This window comes from Flavobacterium tagetis (assembly GCF_016735615.1).
Classification (GTDB): Bacteria; Bacteroidota; Bacteroidia; order Flavobacteriales; family Flavobacteriaceae; genus Flavobacterium; species Flavobacterium tagetis.
Window position 1 is genome coordinate 669,443 of sequence record NZ_JAERSF010000001.1, and the last position, 24,478, is coordinate 693,920.

Below are 24,478 nucleotides of genomic sequence, written 5' to 3' on the forward strand. Positions count from 1 at the left end.
TATTTAAAAACTGCCGATAAAAAACCAAAACAAATGTTATTTTTTAATTTTTTGAAGCTGATAATAAAATCCTGGAACAAACAATAGCACCAAAATTGGCTGAATTATAAATCTTCTCACATAAAAAAGAAGCCAAGCGCAATCTGGAAAAAAGTTCAATATAATATAAAACGAACTTAAAAGCATAACCAAAAAGCAGGCATATACAAACAGGCTAAATTTAAAAATATCGCGATCTTGAAATAGGGCATAAATTAACCATAGAGATAGTGCAGAGTTTAGAAAATAACGAAGAAAAAGCGACCAGAAAAGCTTTAAAGTTTCTACTTCAGGATAAGGGCTCGAATGAAAATCAGCCTCAAAGTATTTTAGAAAAGGATCATAAAACAATTTTCTTTCAAATGTCCTAATCAACGCAAAACCAATTACAACAATAATTGCAACAAAGATTTTAGATTTATTTTCTTTTAAATTATTTAGCATATTTTGAAAATCTATTAATCCAGAAAATCCATAAAATAAAGACATACCCATAAATCACCAAAGGAAAAAAAGTACCATGCAGAAATCGAGTGTATTGAGGAAAATTATATACAAGGACTATCAAAAGTGAAATTCTAATGACGTTCAAAATATAAATAGATACAAGCCCTAAGATTATAAAGAGAAGTGTCTTTTTCAAGTTTCCGGAAAAAGCGGCAACAAACGACACAAAAAGTATCATCACGCTTACAGCATTGCACCCTTCTGTTATACGAGCTATAAATTTGCCATTTAAGATAATCTCCTGCCAAGGATTTTGAGAGCTTTTTTGAATTATTATATCGTAATTAAAAAGTTCTAGCAGCTGTTCTGAATTTTGTCCAGCTAGTGTTGTTACAGCATCAAGTTCTTCAGCTTGATAGCTGTTTAAAAACAACTTATAAAGCAGTGTAAGAACAATATATGTCAGAAAAAAGATGCTTACAAAAATCAGGAATGGCTTAAACCGGACTAAATATTTTTTCAAGAGATTTTTTTTTCAAATTTATGTATTTTTTGAGTTCAGCTTTAAATACTTTTGTATAAAATTTTACATTATGACATTTCAAGAATTACAACCAAAAATAAGCACAATTGTAGCTGGTAATGAAACAGATAGAGACGGTAAATTATTGGCAATATGCCAGCTTTTAAACGAAAACGTGGAATATTACAACTGGGTTGGATTTTATTTTGCTAATCACGACGCTAAAACTTTACATTTAGGACCTTATGTTGGTGCAGAAACTGACCATACTGTTATTCCGTTTGGAAAAGGAATTTGCGGACAAGTTGCCGAAAGCAATGCTAATTTTGTTGTACCTGACGTAAAAGCACAAGACAATTATATTGCCTGCAGTTTAACTGTGAAATCAGAAATTGTAGTCCCTCTATTTGTTAATGGGGTAAACATTGGTCAGATTGACATTGACAGCCACGTAATTGATCCGTTTACAGAAGCCGACGAAAGATTTTTAGAATTTGTGAATCAAGAAGTTGCTAAATTATTCTAGAAGAACTATTTTTAAGATAAAAAATAGCACTGAATGAGAAGACCTCTCCTCTTTTTCTTTCTGATAATTTCAGTTCATCTGTCTGCACAAATTAATATGGTTTCTAAAAAAATCTTTTTAGACTCCTTAAATCATGAATGCACTCCAGAAAACTATGCCTATACAAGAGTAATTACCAATTATTCTCAAAAAAGCACACGTTATGTAGTAACCGATTTTTATAAAAACGGCAGAAAGAGAATGACAGGTTCTACTCTAGATCGTGATGTTTTAAAAAAAGACGGAGAATTTATTTACTACTATAAAAATGGGGCAAAAGAAACCGTAGTCAATTATTCTGATGATCATAAAAACGGAAAAGAAATTAATTGGTACGAAAATCAAAGTAAAAAGTGTGAAAAACAGAATCTTTGGGATCCGAAAACGAAAAAAACACAAACTTTGATCCTTAATTGCTGGGACGAAAATAAAAGTCAGACTGTCGTTGATGGAAATGGAGATTATGAGGAAACTGATCAATTTGTAACGCAAAAAGGACCTCTAAAAGGCGGGTTGAAACAAGGTGTCTGGGAAGGAAATGATGCTGTTCGAAAAATTACTTTTGTAGACAATTACGATCGTGGGGTATTAATTTCGGGCGTAAGCACCGATGCAAACAATGTCAAATTCTCATATTCCTCTTTCAATGAAAAACAATCTGGAAAAAAAACTCAGAAATTAAAGTAGAAGGTTACCGAAACAAGTCAAAAAAGAGAATGTAAATCATTAAAAGCAAATTTATTACTCCTTATTTTTAGATTCTTCTATTTTTTTTTGATTTTTCTGTTTTTTTAATCTAATTTTGCACCCGTCTTACAAAAGTTGTATTGACATACATAAAAATCATTAAATAATATTGGAATGTATTTAACTAAAGAAAAGAAAGAAGAAATCTTCGCACAACACGGTGGTGCAACAAACACTGGAAGCGCAGAAGGTCAAATCGCGTTGTTCACTTACAGAATTTCTCACTTAACTGAACACTTGAAAAAAAATCGTCACGATTACAACACTGAGCGTTCTCTTGTACTATTAGTAGGTAAAAGAAGAGCTTTGTTGGACTACTTGAAAAAGAAAGATATCAACAGATATCGTGAGATTATCAAAGTATTGAATATCAGAAAATAATCAATATAGAAAAGAGGTGCGAGAGTGCCTCTTTTTGTTTTTACATTACAGCTATTTATAATAAGCATATTACAAGAAAAAAAGTTTGGTTTTTCATTGGGTTTTAGATAACAACAACTACACACAACAACAACTACAACACAACTAAAACCCATTGTATAATCAAAAAGGAAAAATTTATGATTCCACAAGTTTCACAAGAAATTATCGATTTAGGAGATGGAAGAAGCATCTCAATCGAAACTGGTAAATTAGCAAAACAAGCCGATGGTTCAGTTGTTGTACGTTTAGGAAATTGTATGCTTTTGGCAACTGCAGTTTCTGCAAGAACATCTAACCCAGGTGTTGACTTTTTACCATTAACGGTAGATTACCGCGAAAAATTTGCTGCTGCAGGACGTTTCCCAGGAGGATTTTTCAAAAGAGAAGCTAGACCTAGCGACAGCGAAGTATTAACAATGAGATTAGTTGACCGTGTATTGCGTCCGCTTTTCCCAGACGATTACCACGCTGAAACTCAGGTTATGATTCAATTAATGTCTCACGATGACAATGTTATGCCAGATGCATTAGCTGGTTTAGCAGCATCTGCAGCATTAGCTGTTTCTGACATTCCATTTTACAACTTAATTTCTGAAGTACGTGTTGCACGTATCGACGGAAAATTAGTAATCAACCCAAGTAGAGAAGAGTTAGAAAAGTCTGATATCGACATGATGATTGGAGCTTCTATGGATTCTGTTGCAATGGTTGAAGGTGAAATGAAAGAAATCTCAGAAGCCGAAATGGTTGAAGCAATTAAATTTGCTCACGAAGCTATTAAAGTTCAAATTGTTGCTCAACAAAAATTAAGAGCAAAATTAAGCTCTCAAGAATACAGAACTTACGAAGGAGAAATTGAAGACGAAGCTGTTTACGCAAAAGTAAAAGCTGCTGCTTACGATAAATGCTATGCAATTGCTCAAGAAGCTTCTGGAAAAGCTGAAAGAGGCGAAAAATTCGCAGCTGTAAAAGAAGAAGCAAAAGCTTTATTTACTGAAGAAGAATATGCTGAAAATGCAGATCTTGCAGGTTTAGTTGGAAAATACTTCTACAAAACAAACAAAGAAGCCGTTCGTAACGTAATTCTTGAAAAAGGAATTCGTCTAGACGGTAGAAAAACTACAGAAATCAGACCAATTTGGTGTGAGACTGACTATTTACCATCTGTACATGGATCTTCTTTATTTACACGTGGAGAAACTCAAGCTTTGGCTACAGTAACTTTAGGAACTTCTAAAGAAGCTAACCAAATCGATTCTCCATCTGAGCAAGGTGAAGAGAAATTCTACTTACACTATAACTTCCCTCCTTTCTCTACTGGTGAAGCAAAACCATTAAGAGGAACTTCAAGAAGAGAGGTTGGTCACGGTAACTTAGCTCAAAGAGCTTTAAAAAATATGATTCCTGCAGATTGCCCTTACACAATCCGTGTTGTTTCTGAGGTATTAGAATCTAATGGTTCTTCTTCTATGGCAACTGTTTGTGCTGGAACAATGGCTCTTATGGATGCTGGAGTTCAAATGACAAAACCAGTTTCTGGTATTGCTATGGGATTAATTACTGACGGTGAGAAATTTGCTGTATTGTCTGACATCTTAGGAGACGAAGATCACTTAGGAGATATGGACTTTAAAGTAACTGGAACTGCTGACGGTATTACTGCTTGTCAAATGGATATCAAAATCGAAGGATTGCGTTATGACATTATGGAACAAGCTTTAGCACAAGCTCGTGATGGACGTTTGCATATTTTAGGAAAATTAACTGAAACTATTGCTACACCAAGAGCAGAAGTAAAAGCTCATGCACCAAAAATCATTACTAGAACTATTCCTGGAAACTTTATTGGAGCATTAATCGGTCCTGGAGGAAAAGTAATTCAAGAATTACAAAAAGCTACAGGAACTACTATCGTAATCAACGAAGTAGACGAGCAAGGAGTAGTTGAAATCTTAGGAACTGATCCAGCTGGTATTAAAGCTGTATTAGCTAAAATTGATGCTTTAACTTTCAAACCTCAAGTCGGGGAAGCTTACGAAGTAAAAGTAATCAAAATGCTTGATTTTGGAGCTGTAGTTGAATATACTGCTGCACCAGGAAACGAAGTATTGCTTCACGTATCTGAATTGGCTTGGGAACGTACTGAAAACGTTGCTGACGTAGTTAAAATGGGAGATGTTTTCCAAGTGAAATACTTAGGTGTTGACCCTAAAACTAAAAAAGAAAAAGTGTCTAAAAAAGCACTTGTTCCAAGACCTCCACGTGAGGATAAAAAAGAGTAATCAGATCTTAGTTTACTAAAGGTTTATTTATAGAAAACCCCAATTCTTAATCGAATTGGGGTTTTTCAATTTAAAAAAGCTGCTCCCTATTTCTTTATTTAATGGTTAGAAAACTAAAAATTATCAGAATATACAACTTATCAAGTTACTCTATATTTTCAAGCTTTAAATATACTATAAATATAGTTTTTTCCTCTTTGAGGCGAATTCCATAGAATTTTTATTACATTTTAACACTGTGGCGTGATTTTTATAACATTTTTTTAATACTTTTGAACCCAATCAATCCAAAAACAAAAAAATCACATTTCCTTTGAAAAATTACAAAAAAAAAGCGATTTACCTGTCGTTATTTGCAAGCCTGTTAAACATATCGTATTTACATTCACAATCTGCTGAAAAATCTTCATTATACGATTACTTCGACCAAACAGTCGGAAAAGACAATTTAAATATTAACAACGGAATAGTTCATAGCGAACCTTTTCGCCCAATTGCTGGTAAAAACAGATATTATGCTGAAGAGTTTAATATTGGCGATATTAGTTTTGAAGGCCAAATTTATTCTAATGTTAATCTTAAATATGACATTTTAACTGACCAAGTTGTTTACAAACAAACTGGATCTTCAGAAAACTTACCGATTAATTTAATCAGCGAAAAGGTTGATTATTTTTTCATTAAAAACAAAAAGTTTGTCAACATAAAACCTGATTCAAATAAAGCTATTGCCATTACCAAAGGCTTTTATGAAGAAAGCTATGCGGGCGACAACGTTTCTCTTTATATTAAACATTATAAAGAAAAAGTAAAAGTTTTCCAGTCAGATGGGGTTTACTACAATTTCATCTATAAAATCAATTACTTCCTAAAGTACAACAGCCATTTCTACAAAGTAGAATCAGAAAAAGATTTCAAGAAAATTTTCCCTGACTACAAAAAAGATATCAGTAATTTTTATAATACTGATAAAAAATTAGAACGTTCCGATAAGATGAAATTCATGGAAAATCTAGCAAAACAAATCAATGGTCTTTTAAAAAAAAGTTCTAATTAAATGAAAAAAATTACTCTTATTCTATTTTTAATCGCCTTTCAACAAATAATTTATTCCCAAGTAATTAGCGACAAAATAACAGTTGAATTTAAAAATGCAAATATAAAAACTGCCATTCAAGACATCGAAAAAGTATCTTATTACAAATTCTATTTTGATGAAAAATGGCTAGAAAACGACAGTACTTCAATATCTAAACAATATAAAGAAGTTAGAATTGGTGAAGTTTTGGAAGATGTTTTTCAAAACACAAGTTTCAACTTTTATGTTTCAGAAAACAAAGTTATAGTTACAAACAACAGTATCATCTATAGTCAATTGCCAGATGATTATTTCGGAATTCCTCTTGAAAGAGACGAAAACGGAATGATCAGCCCAATTTTCTATCAGCAGTATGATTCGATCAAAAAAACCAATTCAAGAAACCCAAATAAAAATATTAGAGATATTGTTTTAATTGGTAAAGAAGTAAAAAATCAGAAAAAGAAAACCTACACCTTATCTGGTATTATTAGAGGCGGAAAAAACAATGCTGGAATTGCAAATGTTTTGGTAAAAATACCAAACACAGAATATTCTGCCACTACAGATAAAAAAGGACATTACAGCTTGCAAGTGCCTGGAGGTTTAAACGTTATAGAAACAGAAACTTTCTCTTATAATAAAGTGACTAAAAACATCATGGTTTACAATGATGGCTCATTAAACTTTTCGTTAACCGAAGATATAAATCAGCTCGATGAAGTTTTAATTAAAACAAACAAAAGCAAAACAGCAAAAGCTGCCATTACTGGCGTAACCACTATTGATGCTGAAGGAATTAAAAACGTTCCTCTAGTACTTGGTGAGCGTGACATTCTCAAAGTAGCCCTAACTATGCCTGGAATAAAAACTGCTGGAGAAGGTTCTTCTGGATATAATGTTAGAGGTGGTAAAGAAGATCAAAACTTATTTTTATTAGATCATGCTACTTTATATAACCCGTCGCATTTCTTTGGTTTTTTTACAGCTTTAAATCCTTATACGACTAAAAAAGTTGATATTTATAAAGGTAGCATTCCTGCTGAATTTGGAGGTAGGTTGTCTTCTGTTTTTGACATTACATCTAAAACTGGAAGTTTCGACGAGTTTCAAGGAGAAGGAGGTATCGGGCCAGTAACCAGTAATTTAATGCTTTCTACCCCTATTGTAAAAGGAAAATCTAGTTTAGTTGCAGGAGGAAGAGCAACTTATTCTGATTGGATTTTAAAAACCTTAGACGATGAAAATTTAAAAAATAGCCAAGCTTCATTTTATGATTTCATCCTTAAATACAATCATAAAATAAACGCTAAAAATGATATTGAATCTACACTTTACTATAGCCATGATAAATTTAGTGTATCATCAGATTCACTATATAAATACAGTAATAGATTAGCGACTTTAAAATGGAACCATACCTTCAATGAGAAAAACAAAGGTTCTTTGATTGTTACTAATAGTGAATACAAATTCAACATTGATTACCAATCTGAAGGCGTTAATAATTTTGATTTTGGCTATAAAATCAATGAGACTCAGGCAATGCTGAAAATGAATTATTTATATAACGAAAAACACAAATTCAGCTATGGTATATCGACAAAACTATATTCTGTTGACCCAGGATATTTAAATCCAACAAACCCTCAATCGACATTAGTTCCGATTGATGTTGAAACAGAAAAAGGATTAGAATCTGCAGCATATATTGGAGATAATTTTAAAATAAGTGACAAATTCTTACTTGACTTTGGTTTACGTTATTCAACTTTTGCTGCCTTAGGAAAATCTACTCAGCGAATTTACGAAGACAATGTTCCTATTAGCGATGCAACTGTAATTGACACCAAAACATATGGCAATAACGAAGTAATTAAAAGATACGGAGGTTTAGAACCTAGAATTGCCGCTAGATATTTCCTTGCAGACGATTTCTCTGTAAGAGCAAGTTATGATAAAACTTATCAGTATATTCATTTATTATCAAATAACACAACGCAGTCTCCGACAGATATCTGGAAACTTTCTGATTTAAATGTTAAACCAGAAAGTGCTCAGCAGGTTTCTCTAGGCTTTTACAAAAACCTAAAAGGTGGCGATATTGAATTTAGTTTAGAAGGATATTATAAGAGATCTAAAAATATCCTAGACTACAAAGTTGGTGCAGAATTATTGTTAAATGAAAATATTGAGACCGAACTTTTACAAGGAGAAGGAAAAGCTTATGGAGTCGAAGTATTAGTTAAAAAACAGGTTGGAAAATTAAACGGATGGCTTGGATATACATATTCAAGATCCTTAATAAAACTTGACAGTCAGTTTAATGAAGAAAAAGTAAATAACCGAAAGTACTTTGCTTCAAACTTTGACAAGCCTCATGATTTTAGCGCTGTTTTAAACTATAAAATTACAAAGCGTTATAGTTTTTCAAGTAACTTTACTTATCAAACTGGTAGACCAATTACGTATCCTATCGGACGATACGATTATGGCAACGAGCAATATACCGTTTATAGCGATCGTAACAAATACAGAATTCCTGATTACTTCAGACTTGACCTCGGTTTGAATATCGAAGGAAATCATAAAATCAAAAAGTTGGCTCATAGCTTTTGGAATATTTCAGTTTATAATGTGTTAGGGCGTAACAATCCTTATTCTGTGTTTTTTGTTACAGATAAAGGACAGATTAAAGCTTACAAAACATCTATTTTCTCTGTTCCAATTCCAAGCATTACTTATAATTTCAAGTTTTAAAATCATGAAAAAAATTACATATAAAATCTCTCTTTTCTTAATACTCGCATTTGCAATTAGCAGCTGTACAGAACAATATGTGTTTCAGAATACTGATTTTGAAAGCGCTCTAGTAGTTGAGGGAACCATTACAAACGAACTTAAAAATCAAACCATAAGACTTTCGCAAGTTTACCAACTTGAAGAAAGCGGTCCGAGATTTGAAAAAGGAGCAAGTGTGTTTGTTTTAGACGATAAAGGAAACGAATATCAGTTTACTGAAAAAGATACGGTTTACGAATCAATTACACCTTTTAAAGCTGAACCAGGAAGAAAGTATCAGCTAAAAATCAAAACGAGAGAAGGTAAAAATTACACTTCAGACGAACAGATCTTAACTACAGAAACTAAAATTGACAACCTTACCGCAACTGTTGAAAATGTTGGTGGAGAAAGAGGAGTACAAATAAATGTAAATAGTTTTGATCCTAATAATACTTCAAAATATTACAGATATGAATATACTGAAACTTACAAAATCATTGCCCCAATGTGGGACAGTAGAGAAGCAATTATAGTCGATATTCCCGCAGATCCAGGAAATCCAATTGAAGGAACCCCTCCATCACCTGCTTCAGAAGTTATTGTTGTAAGACCAAGAAATAAAGAAACTAAAACATGCTTTTCTTCTAAAAAATCAAATGAAATAATCTTGAACAACACCAATAGTCTTAGCGAAGACAGAGTACATTTTCCTGTACGTTTTATAAGTAATCAAAATTATATAATCACAAATCGCTATACTATTTTTGTAAAACAATATGTTCAAAGTTTAGCAGCATATACTTATTATAAAACACTAAAGGAATTATCATCTTCAGGCAGCGTCCTTTCTCCTAAACAGCCAGGTTTTTTCTATGGAAACATGAGGTCTGTAGAAAATCCAACTGAAAAAGTCATCGGCTTTTTTGAAGTATCTGCAGTTTCATCTGAAAGAATATTTTTTAATTATGCCGATTTATTCCCGAATGAACCTCTTCCTCCATATTATGAAACCGATTGTAATATACGTGATTTCGTTGACTGTATAGGAGATCCTCCTTGTGCAGGCGTGCAGCTACGTACTGTAATAAGAAGTCGTGAACTAGTACATTTTTCATCTAATTTATCTTCATACGGATTAGTAAAACCTGCTTGTGGAGATTGCACAACATTTTCATCTAATATTGTTCCTCCTTTTTGGATAGATTAATCTTTATAAAATTCATGAAACACTTTTCAATATATAATCAAACCAATATTCTAGGCAGAATAAAGCATTTGTTGATTTTAATGTTTTTATTAATTCAAAGCGGATTTATTTATGCTCAGAATTCACAAAACAGAAATGATATACCAACCATTTCAACGCAAGAAACTATTTTTCTTCATTCAAACACAACTAGCTTTTTGACTGGAGAAACATTGTATTTCAAACTGTATTGTTTAAACCCGTTAAACAATAAAACCAGCCAAATAAGCAAAATTGCTTATGTTGAATTAATTGACAGTGAGAAAAAATCACTTCAAAAAAATAAAATATATCTTGATAACGGAATTGGAACTGGAGAATACTTTATTCCAACGACTTTAAAAACTGGGAATTACAAAGTCATTGCTTATACAAAATGGATGCTGAATAATCCCAATTCGCAAAAATATGAAATAGATATTTTCATTATCAATCCGTTTCAAACTCAAGAGCCAAATGATAACATAACATTTGACCTAGTAAACCCGCAAAATACCGCAACAGCAATTCAAACTGTAAATTCAAATACAGGAAATGATAAAAGAATTGATTTTGAATTTGACAAAGAAGGCTATTACACTAGAGAAAAAATCAATTTAAAATTGAAGTCTTTAACTGGAACCGTTGAAAAAGGAAATTATTCTGTTTCTATTAGAAAAACAGATCAGATTCCAACTTTAAAACAGCTGACACCAGCAGAATTTGCTAAGAAATCTTCAGAAAGCTATGTTAATTTTACAACTGGTTCGTTTACTTATATTCCAGAAGTAAGATCTGAACTTATTACAGGTTATATCACATCTAGCAGTAATCAAAATATTGCTGACAAATCGATTGCTTTATCGTTACCTGGAAAAGAATATGTTTTAAAAATTGTAAAGACAAATGCTCAAGGAAAATTTGCGTTTTTATTAGATCAATTCCCTAATTTCCCTAATGCAATTTTACAGGTAATTGATGAAAAAAGAGCTGATTACACAATCGTTTTAGATGCTTTTCCAAAATTTGACCCTTCATCATTACAATTTACTTCAAAACTTAATTTGTCTCCAGAGCTTAAAAAAGACATTGAAGAAAGATCTACAGCAAGCCAAATTCAAAACGCTTACTATCAAATCAAAAAAGACAGCTTAGTTACGGAAGCTGTTATGTCGCCTTTCTTCAGCACAATCGAAAAAACTTATATTTTAGACGATTATACAAGGTTTCCAACTTTAAAAGAAAATATTGTAGAGGTTCTTGTTGAACTTTATTATAGAAAAAATAATGGAAAATATGAACTTCATATTAGAAACGATCAAAAAGACCTACAAATGTACGGTCCGCCAATGGTTCTAGTTGATGGATTATTAATTCAGGATCCAAGTGACCTTTTTGAATACAATATGGGGAACGTAAACAAAGTAAGCCTAATTTCTGAACCTTATGTTTATGGTCCGAATCTGTATGGAGGTTTAATTAGTTTTGAAACTAAAAACAATGAATTTTCGGAGAATTATGCGAAAAAGTATTTAAAAACTATGGAAATTCAACGTCCAAATCCTCAGAAAGTATACAACAATCCAGATTATGCAGCTGGAAATAAATTACAGAGAATTCCAGATTATAGATATCAATTGTTATGGAAACCAGATATTAAATTGGACTCCAAAGAAGAAAATTTATCATTTTATACTTCTGACATTAAAGGAAATTTTGAGGTTATTGTAGAAGGCTTTACCGAAAATGGACAGCCTGTATACGTTTCAAAAAATATTACTGTAAAATAATTACATAAAAAGCAGAAAACAAAAGCCTTGATTACACTGTAAATCAAGGCTTTTTCAATTTAATACAATTAAAGTTTTCAATTTATTAAAATAAAACATTCTTTTTTGTAACTTTTTCGATACTCCTTACGTATAACCATTTGTACACTTTAAAAATAGGGAGACAACAACATGAGACAACTTAAAATCACCAAGCAGGTAACTAATCGTGAAACTGCATCGTTAGATAAATATCTACAAGAAATTGGAAAAGTTGACCTAATTACCGCTGATGAAGAGGTAGAATTAGCACAAAGAATAAAGGCTGGTGATCAAAGAGCTTTAGAAAAACTAACAAAAGCCAACCTACGTTTCGTAGTATCTGTGGCTAAACAATATCAAAATCAAGGATTAACTCTTCCTGACTTAATTAATGAAGGAAACTTAGGTTTAATTAAAGCGGCTCAACGTTTTGATGAAACTCGTGGTTTTAAATTCATTTCTTACGCTGTATGGTGGATTCGTCAATCGATTCTTCAAGCTCTAGCTGAACAGTCTCGTATTGTACGTTTACCATTAAATAAAATTGGTTCTATCAATAAAATCAACAAAATGTATGCTTTATTAGAGCAATCTAACGAGCGCCCGCCTTCTGCTGAGGAAATTGCAAAAGAACTTGACATGACTGTTAACGACGTAAAAGAGTCTATGAAAAACTCTGGACGTCACCTATCTATGGATGCTCCTCTTGTTGAAGGAGAAGATTCTAACCTTTATGACGTATTACGTTCTGGCGAATCTCCAAATCCAGATAGAGAATTAATTCACGAATCTCTTCGTACTGAAATCGAACGTTCTTTAGAAACATTAACTCCAAGAGAAGCAGATGTTGTTCGTTTGTATTTTGGTCTTGGCGATCAGCACCCAATGACTCTTGAAGAAATTGGTGAAACTTTCGATCTAACTCGTGAGCGTGTTCGTCAGATTAAAGAAAAAGCAATCCGTCGATTGAAACACACTTCTAGAAGTAAAATCCTTAAAACATATTTAGGATAAAACAATATAAATTTCAATGTTTTTAAATCCCAGATTAGATTACAATTGGCTTGGAATTTGGTTATTTTAAAATTGGAATTTTACCGCAAACAACAGTTTGATTGACTGTTCGTTTTTTGATTGATGATTGAAACTCCGGCTGATTACCGGAGTTTTTTATTTTTTACTGAAAAGTTGTTACCGCAAAGACACAAAGGATAATGCAAAGTTCGCAAAGTTTTTATTTTAAAAGAATACAGAGAGCACAAAGCTTTGCGAACTTCCTATTCTTGAATAATCTTAGATAAAAAATTTTGCGAACTTTGCGAAAAATCTTATCGCTCTTTGCGTTTAAATAACTAAGTACAGTAAAAAAAACCTCGCGAACTTTGCGTAAATCTTAGCGTACTTTGCGGTTAAATTACCCCATTCATTATAAAAAAATTATCTTTGCAATAAAACAACACACAAACAAAAACAATGAAAAACACACTTATTGCTCCTTCAGTTCTTGCTGCCGATTTTGGCAATTTACAGCGCGATGCAGAAATGATTAATAACAGTCAGGCTGATTGGTTTCATATCGACATTATGGACGGAGTTTTTGTTCCGAATATTTCTTTCGGAATGCCAGTTTTAGAAGCTATTTCAAAACATGCAAAAAAATATATCGATGTTCATTTAATGATTATTGATCCAGATCGTTACATTAAAACTTTTGCCGATTTAGGTGCAAATGGACTTACTGTACATTACGAAGCCTGCTCACATTTACACAGAACACTTCAAGCAATTAAAGCTGAAGGAATGAAAGCAGGTGTAGCCATGAATCCACATACAAATGTTGATTTATTAGAAGATATCATTAATGATATTGACGTAGTTTGCATTATGAGCGTAAATCCAGGATTTGGCGGACAATCATTTATCGAAAACACTTACGATAAAGTAAAGAAACTAAAAGCGCTGATAACGCGCAAAAATGCTTCAACATTAATCGAAATTGACGGTGGTGTAACCAGCAAAAACGCAAAACAATTAGTCGAAGCTGGAGCAGATGTTTTAGTGGCTGGAAGTTTTGTTTTTAAAGCTGAAAATCCAACAGAAACAATTGCAGATTTAAAAAGCCTTACCACTTTTTAAAGTTCAAAAACAAAAAAGAAAAGTCCAAAAATAATTTTGGACTTTTCTTTTTTAAATAAAACCTACTTAGGTTCAATCCAATAAGGATTCACTTTAAGTTTTTCTACAACATATTGAATGACTTTCTGAGCTTTTAAACTATTTCCAGATTCATCTAATGGCGGCGAAATAACAGCAATTCCAAACTTACCAGGACATATTGCCAACATCCCTCCTCCAACACCACTCTTTGCTGGAAGTCCTGAATTAAACAGCCAAATCCCAGAATTATCATAAAGGCCTGCAGTTGCCATTACAGGCAAAGTGTACATTACTGTTGTCTGACTAACCACCTTATTCTTGGTAACAGGATTAACACCTCCATTTGCCAACGTAGCGGCCATTATAGCAAGATCCTTTACATTTACATTCAATGCACATTGTTTTGTATAAAGATCTGTTGCCTGTACTGGATCAAAATATATTCTGTTATAAGCCAATAACAAATGTGCGATGGCTTGATTTCGCAAATTATCACTAGCTTCACTTATATAAACAGGACGATTTATAGAAAGCTGCCTTCCCGCAAAATCACTCTGAATTTTCTGAATCTCTTTCCATTTTGCTATAGAATCATTACCACGAATAAGACTCGTGGTTGCAATCGCTCCAGGATTTACAAGAGGATTTATTTTATCACCTTTATGCATTTCTACCGCAACAATAGAATTAAATGGCAATCCAGTTGCGTTTACCCCTATTTTGTCTTGTAAAAATTGTGACCCTTCTTGTTCAATTACTTTTGCCATCGTAAATACTTTCGATATACTTTGAATTGAAACCATTGACGTTATATCTCCTTTTGTATATACAGCTCCGTCTGCAGTAACAAGCGCAATACCAAAAATATTGGGATCAACATTGGCTAGCTCTTTAATATAGTCGGCGTTTTTACCTTCTTTTAAATCTTTAAATTTATTAAAAGCGTCGTTAAGTGCATTTTCTATATTTTGTTTATTCAGTATTGTTTGGCTATAGCCGTGGTTTATGATAAAAGCAATCATTAAACCAGCAAAAATCAATTGCTTGTTCATTTTAAAAAAAGGCATTCTTATTTATATTCTAGATTAATTTATAGGTAAACAGTATTTAATTAAAAATCTTTACTACTTTTTAGATTTTTAAGATTGGGGAAGAAATCAATTCCAGTCATTTTTTCTAAAGTTTCGATTGAAACAACAAAATCATAAATAGATTTGTCACTCTTTTCGTTTGGGACTAAAAATGCAATTCCTTTGTGTTCTTTACCATTTTTAGCTAAAACAATTTTATAGAAATACTTAGGAACAGCAACTTTTTCGGTTCCTATTTTTTCGTCTGAATCTTTTGCAATTCCGCCAGTTACTACGTAAATATCATTGTATTTTCCTGCCCAATAACGAGTCTTCTGTTCTAATCTATTCCAAATTCCGGCATTAAATTCTTTTTTCTGCGGAGAAATATTCGAAGTATAAAAAGTATCATTATAAGCATCTTTACTAAACTCCATATCTCCTGCAGGACAAAGATGACCTTTATCATAACCTGATTTTTTATAATTTCTCCAATCGGCTGAGCCCGTTGTTACTTTTGGATCTTCTATAAAGTAAGGCCTTTTATAATCATTATTTTTCAAATATTCCTTCTTCAGTTCGTAAGCTACCCATTCGGCCTGCTCAAACTTTTCATTATAAGAAAGTGTGTAATATTGATGTTTTACAATCTGTTTTGTTGTCGAAGTCGGGAGATAAGCAATTGTATATAAAGAATCTTTGTGAGTAGAATTCCCTTTAAAAGAAACCACTTCATTACTATTTGTCTCTTCATTAATTTTTGCATTTTCTTTTTTACATGATAGTAATGCAAAACTCAGCAAAATGAAACCTAAAAAACCTTTCATATTTCTATTTTTAAAAGCGAACTTACAAAAAAACGCTCCATAAATTCAAAATTTATAGAGCGTTTTTAAACAAATTAAATTCTTTTCGAACTTAAGACTTTACAAGTTTATCCTTTTTCATTTTAGGATTAACTGTATTTTTCACCAAACTTTTTGTTTGTAAATCATCTAATACATTTAAAGCTTCTTCTACATAAACATCTTTTGATAAAGCTTGGTGCCATGCATCTCTTTTTTCTTTTAAAGAAGCGTCAGCTTTCATTTCATCTTCTTCATACGGAAGAGATTTAAAAATCAAGTTGTTTTTATAGTCAGAAATTGGCTTGTATTTTTTTCCTTCATTTTCAACTTGCTCCTGAGTTTCTTTAAAACTCTTAATATTTAAGCTGTATACGTTTTCTTTGTTTTTAACATCGATCCATTTCGCATTATCATCAATTAGTTTAAATTGAGGATTTTGGGCAATTCTATTTCTACTGTTATTAATTGCTTTAGTAAAGTTCTCATTAGAAGTCCATGTGCTGTAATCAGCTGGATCAATTTTATCCCAAGGCATTGCATTGTCAATATCTCTCTCGCCCATTTTTAAGTAAGCATAACGATCCGGCATCACAACATCACTATGAACACCTTCAAGCTGAGTAGAACCTCCATTTATTCTATAAAACTTCTGTCCTGTAATTTTCAATGCTCCAAGATCTCCATAATTTGCATTACGAACAAACTGATTTAAATCTAATACATTCTGAACAGTCCCTTTTCCATAAGTTTGTTTACTTCCGATAATTACACCACGTTTGTAATCCTGAATTGCAGCAGCTAAAATCTCAGATGCCGAAGCAGAAAAACTGTTTACCATGATAACCAATGGACCATCCCACTCGATTTTTTTATCTTTATCATATAAAACTTCTTTCTTTTTACCAGCAGATTTTACCTGAACAATTGGTCCTTCTTCGATAAATAAACCGGCAATATCAACAACTGTCGAAAGAGATCCTCCACCATCGTCACGAACGTCTAAAACAATACCATTAACGTTTTCTTGTTTCAATCTTTCTACTTCACGAGCAATATCTTTTCCTGCATCTCTACCGTCTTTATTTTCAAAGTCAATATAGAATTTAGGAAGATAGATTACTCCATATTTCAGACCATCTTTCTCAACAACACTAGATTTAGCATATGTTTCTTCAATTTCAACAACATCACGAATGATAGAAATTACTTTGATAGAACCATCTACTTTTTTAACTGTCAGTTTAACTTCAGTTCCTTTGTGACCTTTAATTTTTTTCACAACATCATCCAAACGCATTCCAACAACATCTACAGGCTCTTCGTTTCCTTGTGCCACTTTCAAGATTAAATCTCCAGCTTCAAGCTGTTTTCCTTTCCAAGCTGGACCTCCAGAAATTAATTCGTCAATCTGAGTAAAGTCGTTTTTCTTAGTCAAACGAGCTCCGATACCTTCAAGTTTTCCACTGATATTTACATCAAAACGATCTTTTTCTTCTGGTGCAAAATAGCTTGTGTGCGGATCAAAACGAGCCATAATAGAGTTCAAGTAAACTGAGAACCAGTACTCTCTATTCAAATCTTTAATTACACTAAAATTATCATCTAAAGATTTTAAAGAGCTTTCGCGAGTTTCTTTTTCTAAAGTTTCAAAAGATTTCTCTTTATAAGCTGGATCTTTTTTCTTCTTTTCTTCTTCAATTTTTTGTTTGGTAACTAAAGAAGAAAGAGTCGATAATTTGATTTGTTTTCTCCATCTTTCATTAATCTCTGTTAAGTTTTTTGCATACGGCATTTTCTCATAATCCGCATCAAAATTCTCATCTACATTATAGTTAAATGGCTGAGCTAAAATCGTTTTATAACGTTTTTTACTTTCCTCCATACGCTTCATCAACCTTGTATAAGTAAGGTTGAAGAAAGTAATATCTTTATTCAAAAACTGATCATCCAGCATTAATTCATACTGCTTGAACTCATCAATATCTGACTGAAGGAAAAATCTTTTTGAAGGATCTAAAGCATCAATATAATCTTTAAAAATACCTTTTGAAAACTCATCATTTATTTCTGCTGGACTATAATGTCCTTTTTCAATAACAAATGCTAGTAATTCTAAAAGTGTCTTGTCTCTATTCGGATCTGGGTCGATTGTCCTATCGGCATTCATCTTAAATGCGAATAATGTAAGCGATAAGCACAATACGGCTATGAGTATCTTATAATTTCTTTTCATAAACTTTATAATAGCATTCATCAATTTTTTTATCTAAGTTACGTTAAAAACTATGCCATGAGAGCTAACGCTTCGATAATTTTTTGTTAAAGATATAAAAATGTTTAATTCGTAAAAAAGTTCTTTACCTTAGTTGACAAATTTTGCACTATTTGTGACTTCTCGCAAATAATTGTGATTAATTTTGTTCTTAAAATCCTACAATTGTTAAAACTACACATAATTTTTATTAAATGAAAGCTGAGAAACCACTTATATTAGTAACCAACGATGATGGTATTTTGGCTCCCGGAATTAGAGCCCTTATTAGCGTTATGGAAACAATAGGCGATGTCATTGTTGTTGCTCCAGACAAACCCCAAAGCGCAATGGGACACGCGATCACGGTCAACAATACTTTATTTATAGATAAAATCTCTAAAGACGACACAATTGCAGAATATAGCTGTTCTGGAACTCCTGTAGATTGTGTAAAACTGGCAGTAAACGAAATCTTGAAACGTAAACCTGACTTGTGCGTTTCGGGAATCAATCACGGATCAAATTCTTCTATCAATGTTATTTATTCTGGAACCATGAGTGCGGCTGTTGAGGCTGGAATTGAAGGCATTCAGGCAATCGGATTTTCTCTTTTAGATTTTGATTGGAATGCTGATTTTGAGCCGATCAAGTCTTTCGTAAAGAAAATTGCTTTAGAAACCCTAGCTAATAAACTGCCTCCAGGAGTAGTTTTAAATGTAAACTTTCCGAAATTAAAAGAATCTGAAATTAAAGGAATAAAAGTTTGCCGTCAAGCGAAAGCGTATTACGCACAGAAATTTGACAAAAGACAAACTCCATTCGGGAAAGATTATTACTGGCTCGCCGGAAAATTTGTAAACGAAGATAAAGGCGAAGATACCGACGAATGGGCTTTGGCAAACGGATATATTTCGGTAGTTCCAGTACAGTTTGACTTGACTGCCCACCACTCTATTCAGCAACTTAACACTTGGAAATTAAATGACTAAAGAAATAGTAATCGGTTTTTTAATCGGAATTTTTACAGCTCTTTTAGGAAGCTATCTGTTTATCACTTTTTTCACCACATTTGACATTTCGCAAGGATTTCAAATGATTCGAGAATACGGATATCTTGGAAAAATAATTACTATAGGAACACTTTTAGATCTTGGCGTGTTTGCTATTCTTTTAAAAAGAAATAAAGAATATATGGCTCGAGGCGTAATTTTAGCCGTGATTGTACTGGCAATTTCGACATTAGTTATTTAAATCTTATCTTTGCTAAGTTCCCTTTAATGTTACAACTTTAGCACATTTACAAAAAAACAAAATGAAATATTACATAATTGCAGGAGAAGCCTCTGGAGATTTACATGGTTCAAACTTAATGAAGGCGTTATACGTTGAAGATCCAGAAGCAGAAATTAGATTTTGGGGCGGAGACTTAATGCAAAAAGCAGGTGGAACTCTGGTAAAACATTATCGCGACTTGGCTTTTATGGGCTTCATTGAAGTGGTTTTCAATTTAAAAACCATTTTAAACAATATTAAAATCTGTAAAAAAGACATCTCAGAGTTTAAACCAGATGTGATTATTTTTATTGATTATCCAGGTTTTAACATGCGAATTGCAAAATGGGCAAAAGAATTAGGCTATAAAACGCACTATTATATTTCTCCACAAATTTGGGCTTGGAAAGAAAACAGAATTAAAGCCATCAAACAAGATATCGATAAGATGTATGTTATTTTGCCTTTTGAGAAAAGTTTCTACGAAGACAAACATCATTTCCCTGTGGATTTTGTTGGACATCCGCTTATTGATGCGATTCAGAATCAGCCTGCTTTTGATGAGGCCTTGTTTAGAAAAGAAAACAATCTAGGCGAAAAACCAATCGTTGCTGTTCTACCTGGAAGCCGCAAACAGGAAATTACCAAAATGTTGAGCGTGATGCTAAGCGTTGTTGATGATTTTCAGGATTACGAATTTGTAATTGCTGGCGCTCCAAGTCAGGAATACGAATTTTATCAGCAATTCTTAAAAAATAAAAACATTGCATTTGTTTCCAATAAAACATACGATTTACTTCGTTCTTCGACAGCTGCATTAGTAACTTCTGGAACTGCAACTCTTGAAACAGCCCTTTTTAAAGTGCCCGAAGTGGTTTGCTATAAAGGAAGTGAAGTTTCGTACCAAATTGCGAAACGAATTATCACTTTAAAATACATTTCTCTTGTAAATTTAATTATGGATCAAGAAGTTGTGACTGAATTAATTCAGGGAGATTGCAACAAAAAACGAATCAAAGAAGAGCTTCAGAAATTATTAGAGCCTAGTCATCGCAATAAAGTGCTACAAAATTACGATATACTAGAACAAAAATTAGGCGGAGTTGGTGCAAGCAAAAACACCGCAAAACTCATTGTTGCCGATTTAAAACAAAACTAATAAATCTGATTTTGAAAAGAATACTCCTTTTTCTGCTTTTAGCAATCGCTTTTACTTCTTGTAAATCGACTTCTTCTGTTGTAAACAAAAACGAATCTAAAAAAGAAAACAGAGCTTTGGTTAATAATTTAATTGAAAAAGCAACCGATAACATTGGTGTTCGTTATAAAGCTGGAGGAACTACAAAAAGCGGATTTGATTGTTCTGGATTGGTTTACACTACTTTTGAAAGTGAAAGCATCAATCTTCCGAGGAGTTCTTATGAACAAGCAAAAATTGGAAAGGTAATTCCGTTGAATGATGCCAGAAAAGGCGATTTAATTTTCTTTAAAACCAACAAAAGCAAACAAATTAATCACGTTGGATTGATTACAGAAGTCAATTCTGATGAAGTAAAATTTGTTCATTCCTCAACTTCAAAAGGGGTAATAATTTCTTCTACAAAAGAACCTTATTATAAAAATTCTTTTGAGCAAGTAAACAGAGTTCTTCCGTAAAAGAATATTTTTTTATTATTTTTCTTACAAATAATTAATACTTTTATGCCATGAAAGTATTAGATTTTCCGTTAGTAAAAATTACAATTGCCTTTACGCTTGGTATAGTTGCCTCATATTATCTGCGTTTTTCTGTTTCGACAATTACTTTTTCGGTCTTATCATGCTTCATTGCATTTTGTATAGCTTTCTTTTGGCATTTAAAATACAATAAGAAATCTATATTACTTGGAGCCTTAAGTTACTTTTTATCTTTCTGTATCGGCGCTTTTACAATCATTAGCCATACCGAAAAACTTCAAAAAGACAATTACACCCATTTTAAATCTGCATTTGAAAAAAAACAATCTCTTACCTTAATTCTTAGAGAAAAACTAAAAAGCAACGATTATAGCGATCGATATATTGGCCTTATAAAAACAATTTCAGCGAAAGCATATTCAGGTAAAGTAATTGTAAATGTTCAGAAAGACAGCACTCAAAATCGTTTAATAATAGGGAATAGTATTAAACTTGAAACTGTACTTCAACAAAATAAGCCAAATAAAAATCCGAATCAGTTTGATTACAGCAGGTATTTGGCAGACAAACAAATCTATGCGCAGATTTATTGTCAGAAGAAAGAAATTCTGGTTAGCAAAACAATTCAAAAAGACATTTGGTACTATTGTGCAAAATTGCATTCGAGAATAATTTCCAATCTCGAAAAATCAAAATTCAACAAAGCTGAAATGAATGTTGCTTTAGCATTAATTCTAGGCCAGCAGCAAGAGATTTCACAAGACATTATTCAAGATTATCAATACTCTGGAGCTACGCACATTTTATCTGTTTCAGGACTCCATGTGGGTTTTATAATGCTTTTCATCACTTTCATTCTCAAGCCAATTCCAAACACCAGAAAAGGTTCTTTTTTTAAATTGGCGTCAATCTTGATTTCATTGGCTGGTTTTGCTATAATTTCTGGCTTATCTCCTTCAGTTTTAAGATCTGTAGTGATGTTCTCATTTGTTGCAATTGGGAGTCATTTACGACGAAATGGTAATATCTATCACACATTATTAGTTTCAATTTTATTGATATTGCTTTTTGAACCGTATTTTTTATTTGATGTTGGTTTTCAATTAAGTTACATCGCATTGTTTTTTATTCTTTGGCTACATCCTATTCTAAAAAACATATACAAACCAAAGAACAAGTTGATAGTTTATATCTGGGAAGCTTTGACTGTTTCATTTGCAGCACAAATTGGTACTTTGCCTTTATGCCTTTATTATTTCCATCAATTTCCGGGTCTGTTTTTTGTCACAAACATCATTATTCTACCTGTTTTATCTTTTATCATGATTGCAGGAATTGTCGTTATGATTATCGCCATTTTTACAAGCCCGCCTTTATTCATGACAATAATTTTTGAGAAAAGCATTTATCTTCTAAATCTTATGATTCACGCTGTAGCTTCTGCTGATTCATTTGTCATTAGAGACATAAGTTTCAACTTCTATAATTTATGGGCATTCTCACTCTTTATAATTGGCACCATAATCTGGATTAAAAAACCGAGCTTTAACAAACTGATATTGGCGCTTGCTTCAATTATTTTAATCCAAATTTCTTTTATTTTGACTAAAGCAGAAACCGAAAACAAAGAAGAATTGATTATTTACAATGAAAAAAGCAACACAATTATTTCTGAGCGCTTAGGAAGAAACATCACACTTTATACTAGAGATACAATTCAAAAGAACGTTAATAAAAGAAACATAAATTCTTATCTCGTTGGAAATTCAATCAGCTTAAACAAAATCGAAGAAATTAAAAATGTGCTTTATTTTAAAAACACCAAAATTCTAATAATTGACAGCACTAAAACTTTCTCAGAAAAAATTCAGCCAGATATTTTAATCCTTACTCAAACCTCAAAAATAAATCTGGATCGAGTGCTGGAAAATATTCACCCAAAAGTTGTTATTGCAGATGGTTCAAATTCAAATTCAATTCAGAAATACTGGGAAAAAAGCTGTCTTCAAAAAAATATCCCTTTTCATTCAACAAAAGAAAAGGGATATTATCAATTATAATTTTTATTCTGGGTTTAAAATCAAACTCGATTCAGAAATCCATGATTTAACACCAGAAGCTTTATAGCCTATAAGTCCTAATTTATTAAAATTGGTTTTTCCTTTTCTGCTAGTTACTTCAGAAAAACACACTTGCGGAATTTCTTCAATTCCAAAAGCATTTTTTAATCGCAAATTTTGTTCTCTAGTTGCATCAGAAATAGAAGGATCAGAGAGATCAAGCTTAACCAAAATAACATTTTTACGTGACCATTCTTCAAAATCTCGAGTAGAAAAAATTTCATTCTGAAGTTGAGGATTTACACCTTGGCTCGTAAAAAAAATCAGTAATGGCTTTCTCTTTTCTGCACTAGCAGTTACAGCATCATTGATATCTGTTTTCCATATTATATTTTGGGAATTCATATAAAATGGGCTTAAAAACAATAGTAGGATAAGTAGATTTTTTGGCATATAATTTTGGTTTTGGTTATGTTAATAAAACTAAAATAATACAAAAACAGAATCCAATAAAGATTTTAAGCAATTATAAATCAAGTTATAAGAATTAAAATCAAATTGATAATATACGAGCTGTTTTTTAATAAATGTAAAATAAACACTATATAAAATAATCAAATTCTCGATTTCTTTTAAGAACAAAAAAATCCCCTCCTGCAAAACAGAAAGGGGACTAAAAAAAATTAAAATAAAAGTCGAATGAAATCGTTTACTATTCTGATGGATGTAGAATTGCATTTGATTCTGCAATCCAAGCTTTCGCTCCTCCAGGTTTATAGGCAATTTTTCCTAAAGCACTAAATGTAGTTTTGTTTTTCCTTACTGATGCCATTGCAAAGCATACTTCTGGAAGATCTTGAACTCCAAATGCATTTTTCAATTTTACATTTTGCTCACGATCACTATCTGAAGCATTCATGTCAGATAAATCTAATTTTACTAAGACCACGTTGTCTCGTGACCACACGGCAAAATCGGGTGTTTTAAAGATTTCATTTTGAAGATTTTCGGGTACACCTGAGGCAGTGAATAAAATCAACATTGGTTTTTTCTGGTCATTACTTATAGCAATAGCATCTGTCATGTTTGTTCTCCATGCTAAGTTTTGTGCTTGCATCATAAATGAACCTAAAAAAAACAGTAGGATAAGTAATTTTTTAGTCATATAAATTGGTTTTGGTTAGATTAGCAAGACGAAATTAACATTATATTTTAG

22 protein-coding genes are annotated in these 24,478 nt (G+C 32.2%); 15 read left to right on the forward strand and 7 right to left on the reverse strand.

The genetic code is table 11. The annotated features are described in order from the left end of the window. Positions 1–36: 36 nt before the first annotated feature. A complete protein-coding gene (locus tag JI750_RS02905) occupies positions 37–483 on the reverse strand; it encodes an exosortase F system-associated membrane protein (RefSeq protein WP_201998854.1) in 447 nt (148 codons plus the stop codon). Next, positions 473–1,009 carry an exosortase family protein XrtF gene (xrtF, locus tag JI750_RS02910; protein ID WP_201998856.1) on the reverse strand — a complete coding sequence of 179 codons (537 nt, stop codon included), beginning with the start codon at positions 1,007–1,009 and terminating at the stop codon, positions 473–475. Before xrtF ends, JI750_RS02905 begins: the two co-directional genes overlap by 11 nt. A gap of 70 nt (positions 1,010–1,079) precedes the next feature. Here xrtF and JI750_RS02915 point away from each other — a divergent pair, with 70 nt between their 5' ends. The 10 genes from JI750_RS02915 to rpe all read left to right on the forward strand — a co-directional run bounded on the left by JI750_RS02915 (position 1,080) and on the right by rpe (position 14,060). Next, on the forward strand, positions 1,080–1,535 hold the full coding sequence (locus tag JI750_RS02915; protein ID WP_201998858.1) for an XrtF-associated fRMsr-like GAF protein: 456 nt from the start codon (positions 1,080–1,082) through the stop codon (positions 1,533–1,535). A 33-nt stretch (positions 1,536–1,568) separates the two neighbouring features. Further along, a complete protein-coding gene (locus tag JI750_RS02920) occupies positions 1,569–2,261 on the forward strand; it encodes a toxin-antitoxin system YwqK family antitoxin (RefSeq protein ID WP_201998860.1) in 693 nt (230 codons plus the stop codon). 174 nt (positions 2,262–2,435) lie between these two features. Then, positions 2,436–2,702: a 30S ribosomal protein S15 gene (rpsO, locus tag JI750_RS02925; RefSeq protein WP_008466503.1), complete on the forward strand. Its 267-nt coding sequence runs from the start codon at positions 2,436–2,438 to the stop codon at positions 2,700–2,702. Between the two features lie 179 nt (positions 2,703–2,881). Then, positions 2,882–5,026: a polyribonucleotide nucleotidyltransferase gene (locus JI750_RS02930; RefSeq protein ID WP_201998862.1), complete on the forward strand. Its 2,145-nt coding sequence runs from the start codon at positions 2,882–2,884 to the stop codon at positions 5,024–5,026. Positions 5,027–5,339: 313 nt separating this feature from the next. Beyond that, entirely contained in the window at positions 5,340–6,083 is a 744-nt protein-coding gene (locus JI750_RS02935) for a hypothetical protein (protein ID WP_201998864.1), read from the forward strand. Then, entirely contained in the window at positions 6,084–8,864 is a 2,781-nt protein-coding gene (locus JI750_RS02940) for a TonB-dependent receptor (protein ID WP_201998866.1), read from the forward strand. It abuts the gene before it with no gap. 4 nt (positions 8,865–8,868) lie between these two features. Then, positions 8,869–10,095 (forward strand): DUF4249 domain-containing protein, encoded by a 1,227-nt coding sequence (locus JI750_RS02945; protein WP_201998867.1) that lies wholly within the window; start codon positions 8,869–8,871, stop codon positions 10,093–10,095. 14 nt (positions 10,096–10,109) lie between these two features. After that, positions 10,110–11,903, forward strand: coding sequence for a hypothetical protein (locus JI750_RS02950; protein ID WP_201998868.1), 1,794 nt, complete (start codon positions 10,110–10,112; stop codon positions 11,901–11,903). A 171-nt stretch (positions 11,904–12,074) separates the two neighbouring features. Next, complete coding sequence (locus JI750_RS02955; protein WP_007804760.1) at positions 12,075–12,938, forward strand: sigma-70 family RNA polymerase sigma factor; 864 nt, start codon at positions 12,075–12,077, stop codon at positions 12,936–12,938. A gap of 459 nt (positions 12,939–13,397) precedes the next feature. Beyond that, complete coding sequence (gene rpe / locus JI750_RS02960) at positions 13,398–14,060, forward strand: ribulose-phosphate 3-epimerase (RefSeq protein ID WP_201998869.1); 663 nt, start codon at positions 13,398–13,400, stop codon at positions 14,058–14,060. Positions 14,061–14,122: 62 nt separating this feature from the next. Here the strand turns inward: rpe and glsA are convergent, their stop codons facing one another. The 3 genes from glsA to JI750_RS02975 all read right to left on the reverse strand — a co-directional run bounded on the left by glsA (position 14,123) and on the right by JI750_RS02975 (position 18,253). Beyond that, positions 14,123–15,148, reverse strand: coding sequence for a glutaminase A (glsA, locus tag JI750_RS02965; protein WP_201998870.1), 1,026 nt, complete (start codon positions 15,146–15,148; stop codon positions 14,123–14,125). A 44-nt stretch (positions 15,149–15,192) separates the two neighbouring features. Further along, positions 15,193–15,978, reverse strand: coding sequence for a DNA/RNA non-specific endonuclease (locus tag JI750_RS02970; protein ID WP_201998871.1), 786 nt, complete (start codon positions 15,976–15,978; stop codon positions 15,193–15,195). Positions 15,979–16,069: 91 nt separating this feature from the next. Next, positions 16,070–18,253, reverse strand: coding sequence for a carboxy terminal-processing peptidase (locus tag JI750_RS02975; RefSeq protein ID WP_201998872.1), 2,184 nt, complete (start codon positions 18,251–18,253; stop codon positions 16,070–16,072). A 212-nt stretch (positions 18,254–18,465) separates the two neighbouring features. Here JI750_RS02975 and surE point away from each other — a divergent pair, with 212 nt between their 5' ends. The 5 genes from surE (at position 18,466) to JI750_RS03000 (ending at position 23,262) form a co-directional block, all read left to right on the forward strand. Further along, complete coding sequence (gene surE / locus JI750_RS02980) at positions 18,466–19,242, forward strand: 5'/3'-nucleotidase SurE (protein ID WP_201998874.1); 777 nt, start codon at positions 18,466–18,468, stop codon at positions 19,240–19,242. Further along, positions 19,235–19,504 (forward strand): hypothetical protein, encoded by a 270-nt coding sequence (locus tag JI750_RS02985; RefSeq protein WP_201998876.1) that lies wholly within the window; start codon positions 19,235–19,237, stop codon positions 19,502–19,504. The genes surE and JI750_RS02985 overlap by 8 nt, the downstream gene beginning before the upstream one ends. Positions 19,505–19,565: 61 nt before the next feature. Continuing rightward, positions 19,566–20,684 (forward strand): lipid-A-disaccharide synthase, encoded by a 1,119-nt coding sequence (gene lpxB, locus JI750_RS02990; RefSeq protein ID WP_201998878.1) that lies wholly within the window; start codon positions 19,566–19,568, stop codon positions 20,682–20,684. A gap of 11 nt (positions 20,685–20,695) precedes the next feature. Further along, entirely contained in the window at positions 20,696–21,181 is a 486-nt protein-coding gene (locus tag JI750_RS02995) for a C40 family peptidase (protein ID WP_201998880.1), read from the forward strand. 50 nt (positions 21,182–21,231) lie between these two features. After that, on the forward strand, positions 21,232–23,262 hold the full coding sequence (locus JI750_RS03000) for a ComEC/Rec2 family competence protein (RefSeq protein ID WP_201998882.1): 2,031 nt from the start codon (positions 21,232–21,234) through the stop codon (positions 23,260–23,262). Positions 23,263–23,265: 3 nt separating this feature from the next. On the opposite strand, the gene JI750_RS03005 is transcribed toward JI750_RS03000, so the two are convergent. Together JI750_RS03005 and JI750_RS03010 are read right to left on the reverse strand one after the other, a co-directional pair. Then, the gene (locus JI750_RS03005) at positions 23,266–23,715 is read right to left on the reverse strand and encodes a thioredoxin domain-containing protein (protein ID WP_201998885.1); all 450 of its coding nucleotides are present in this window, start codon (positions 23,713–23,715) and stop codon (positions 23,266–23,268) included. 259 nt (positions 23,716–23,974) lie between these two features. Then, entirely contained in the window at positions 23,975–24,427 is a 453-nt protein-coding gene (locus JI750_RS03010) for a thioredoxin domain-containing protein (protein ID WP_201998887.1), read from the reverse strand. Positions 24,428–24,478 lie beyond the last annotated feature (51 nt).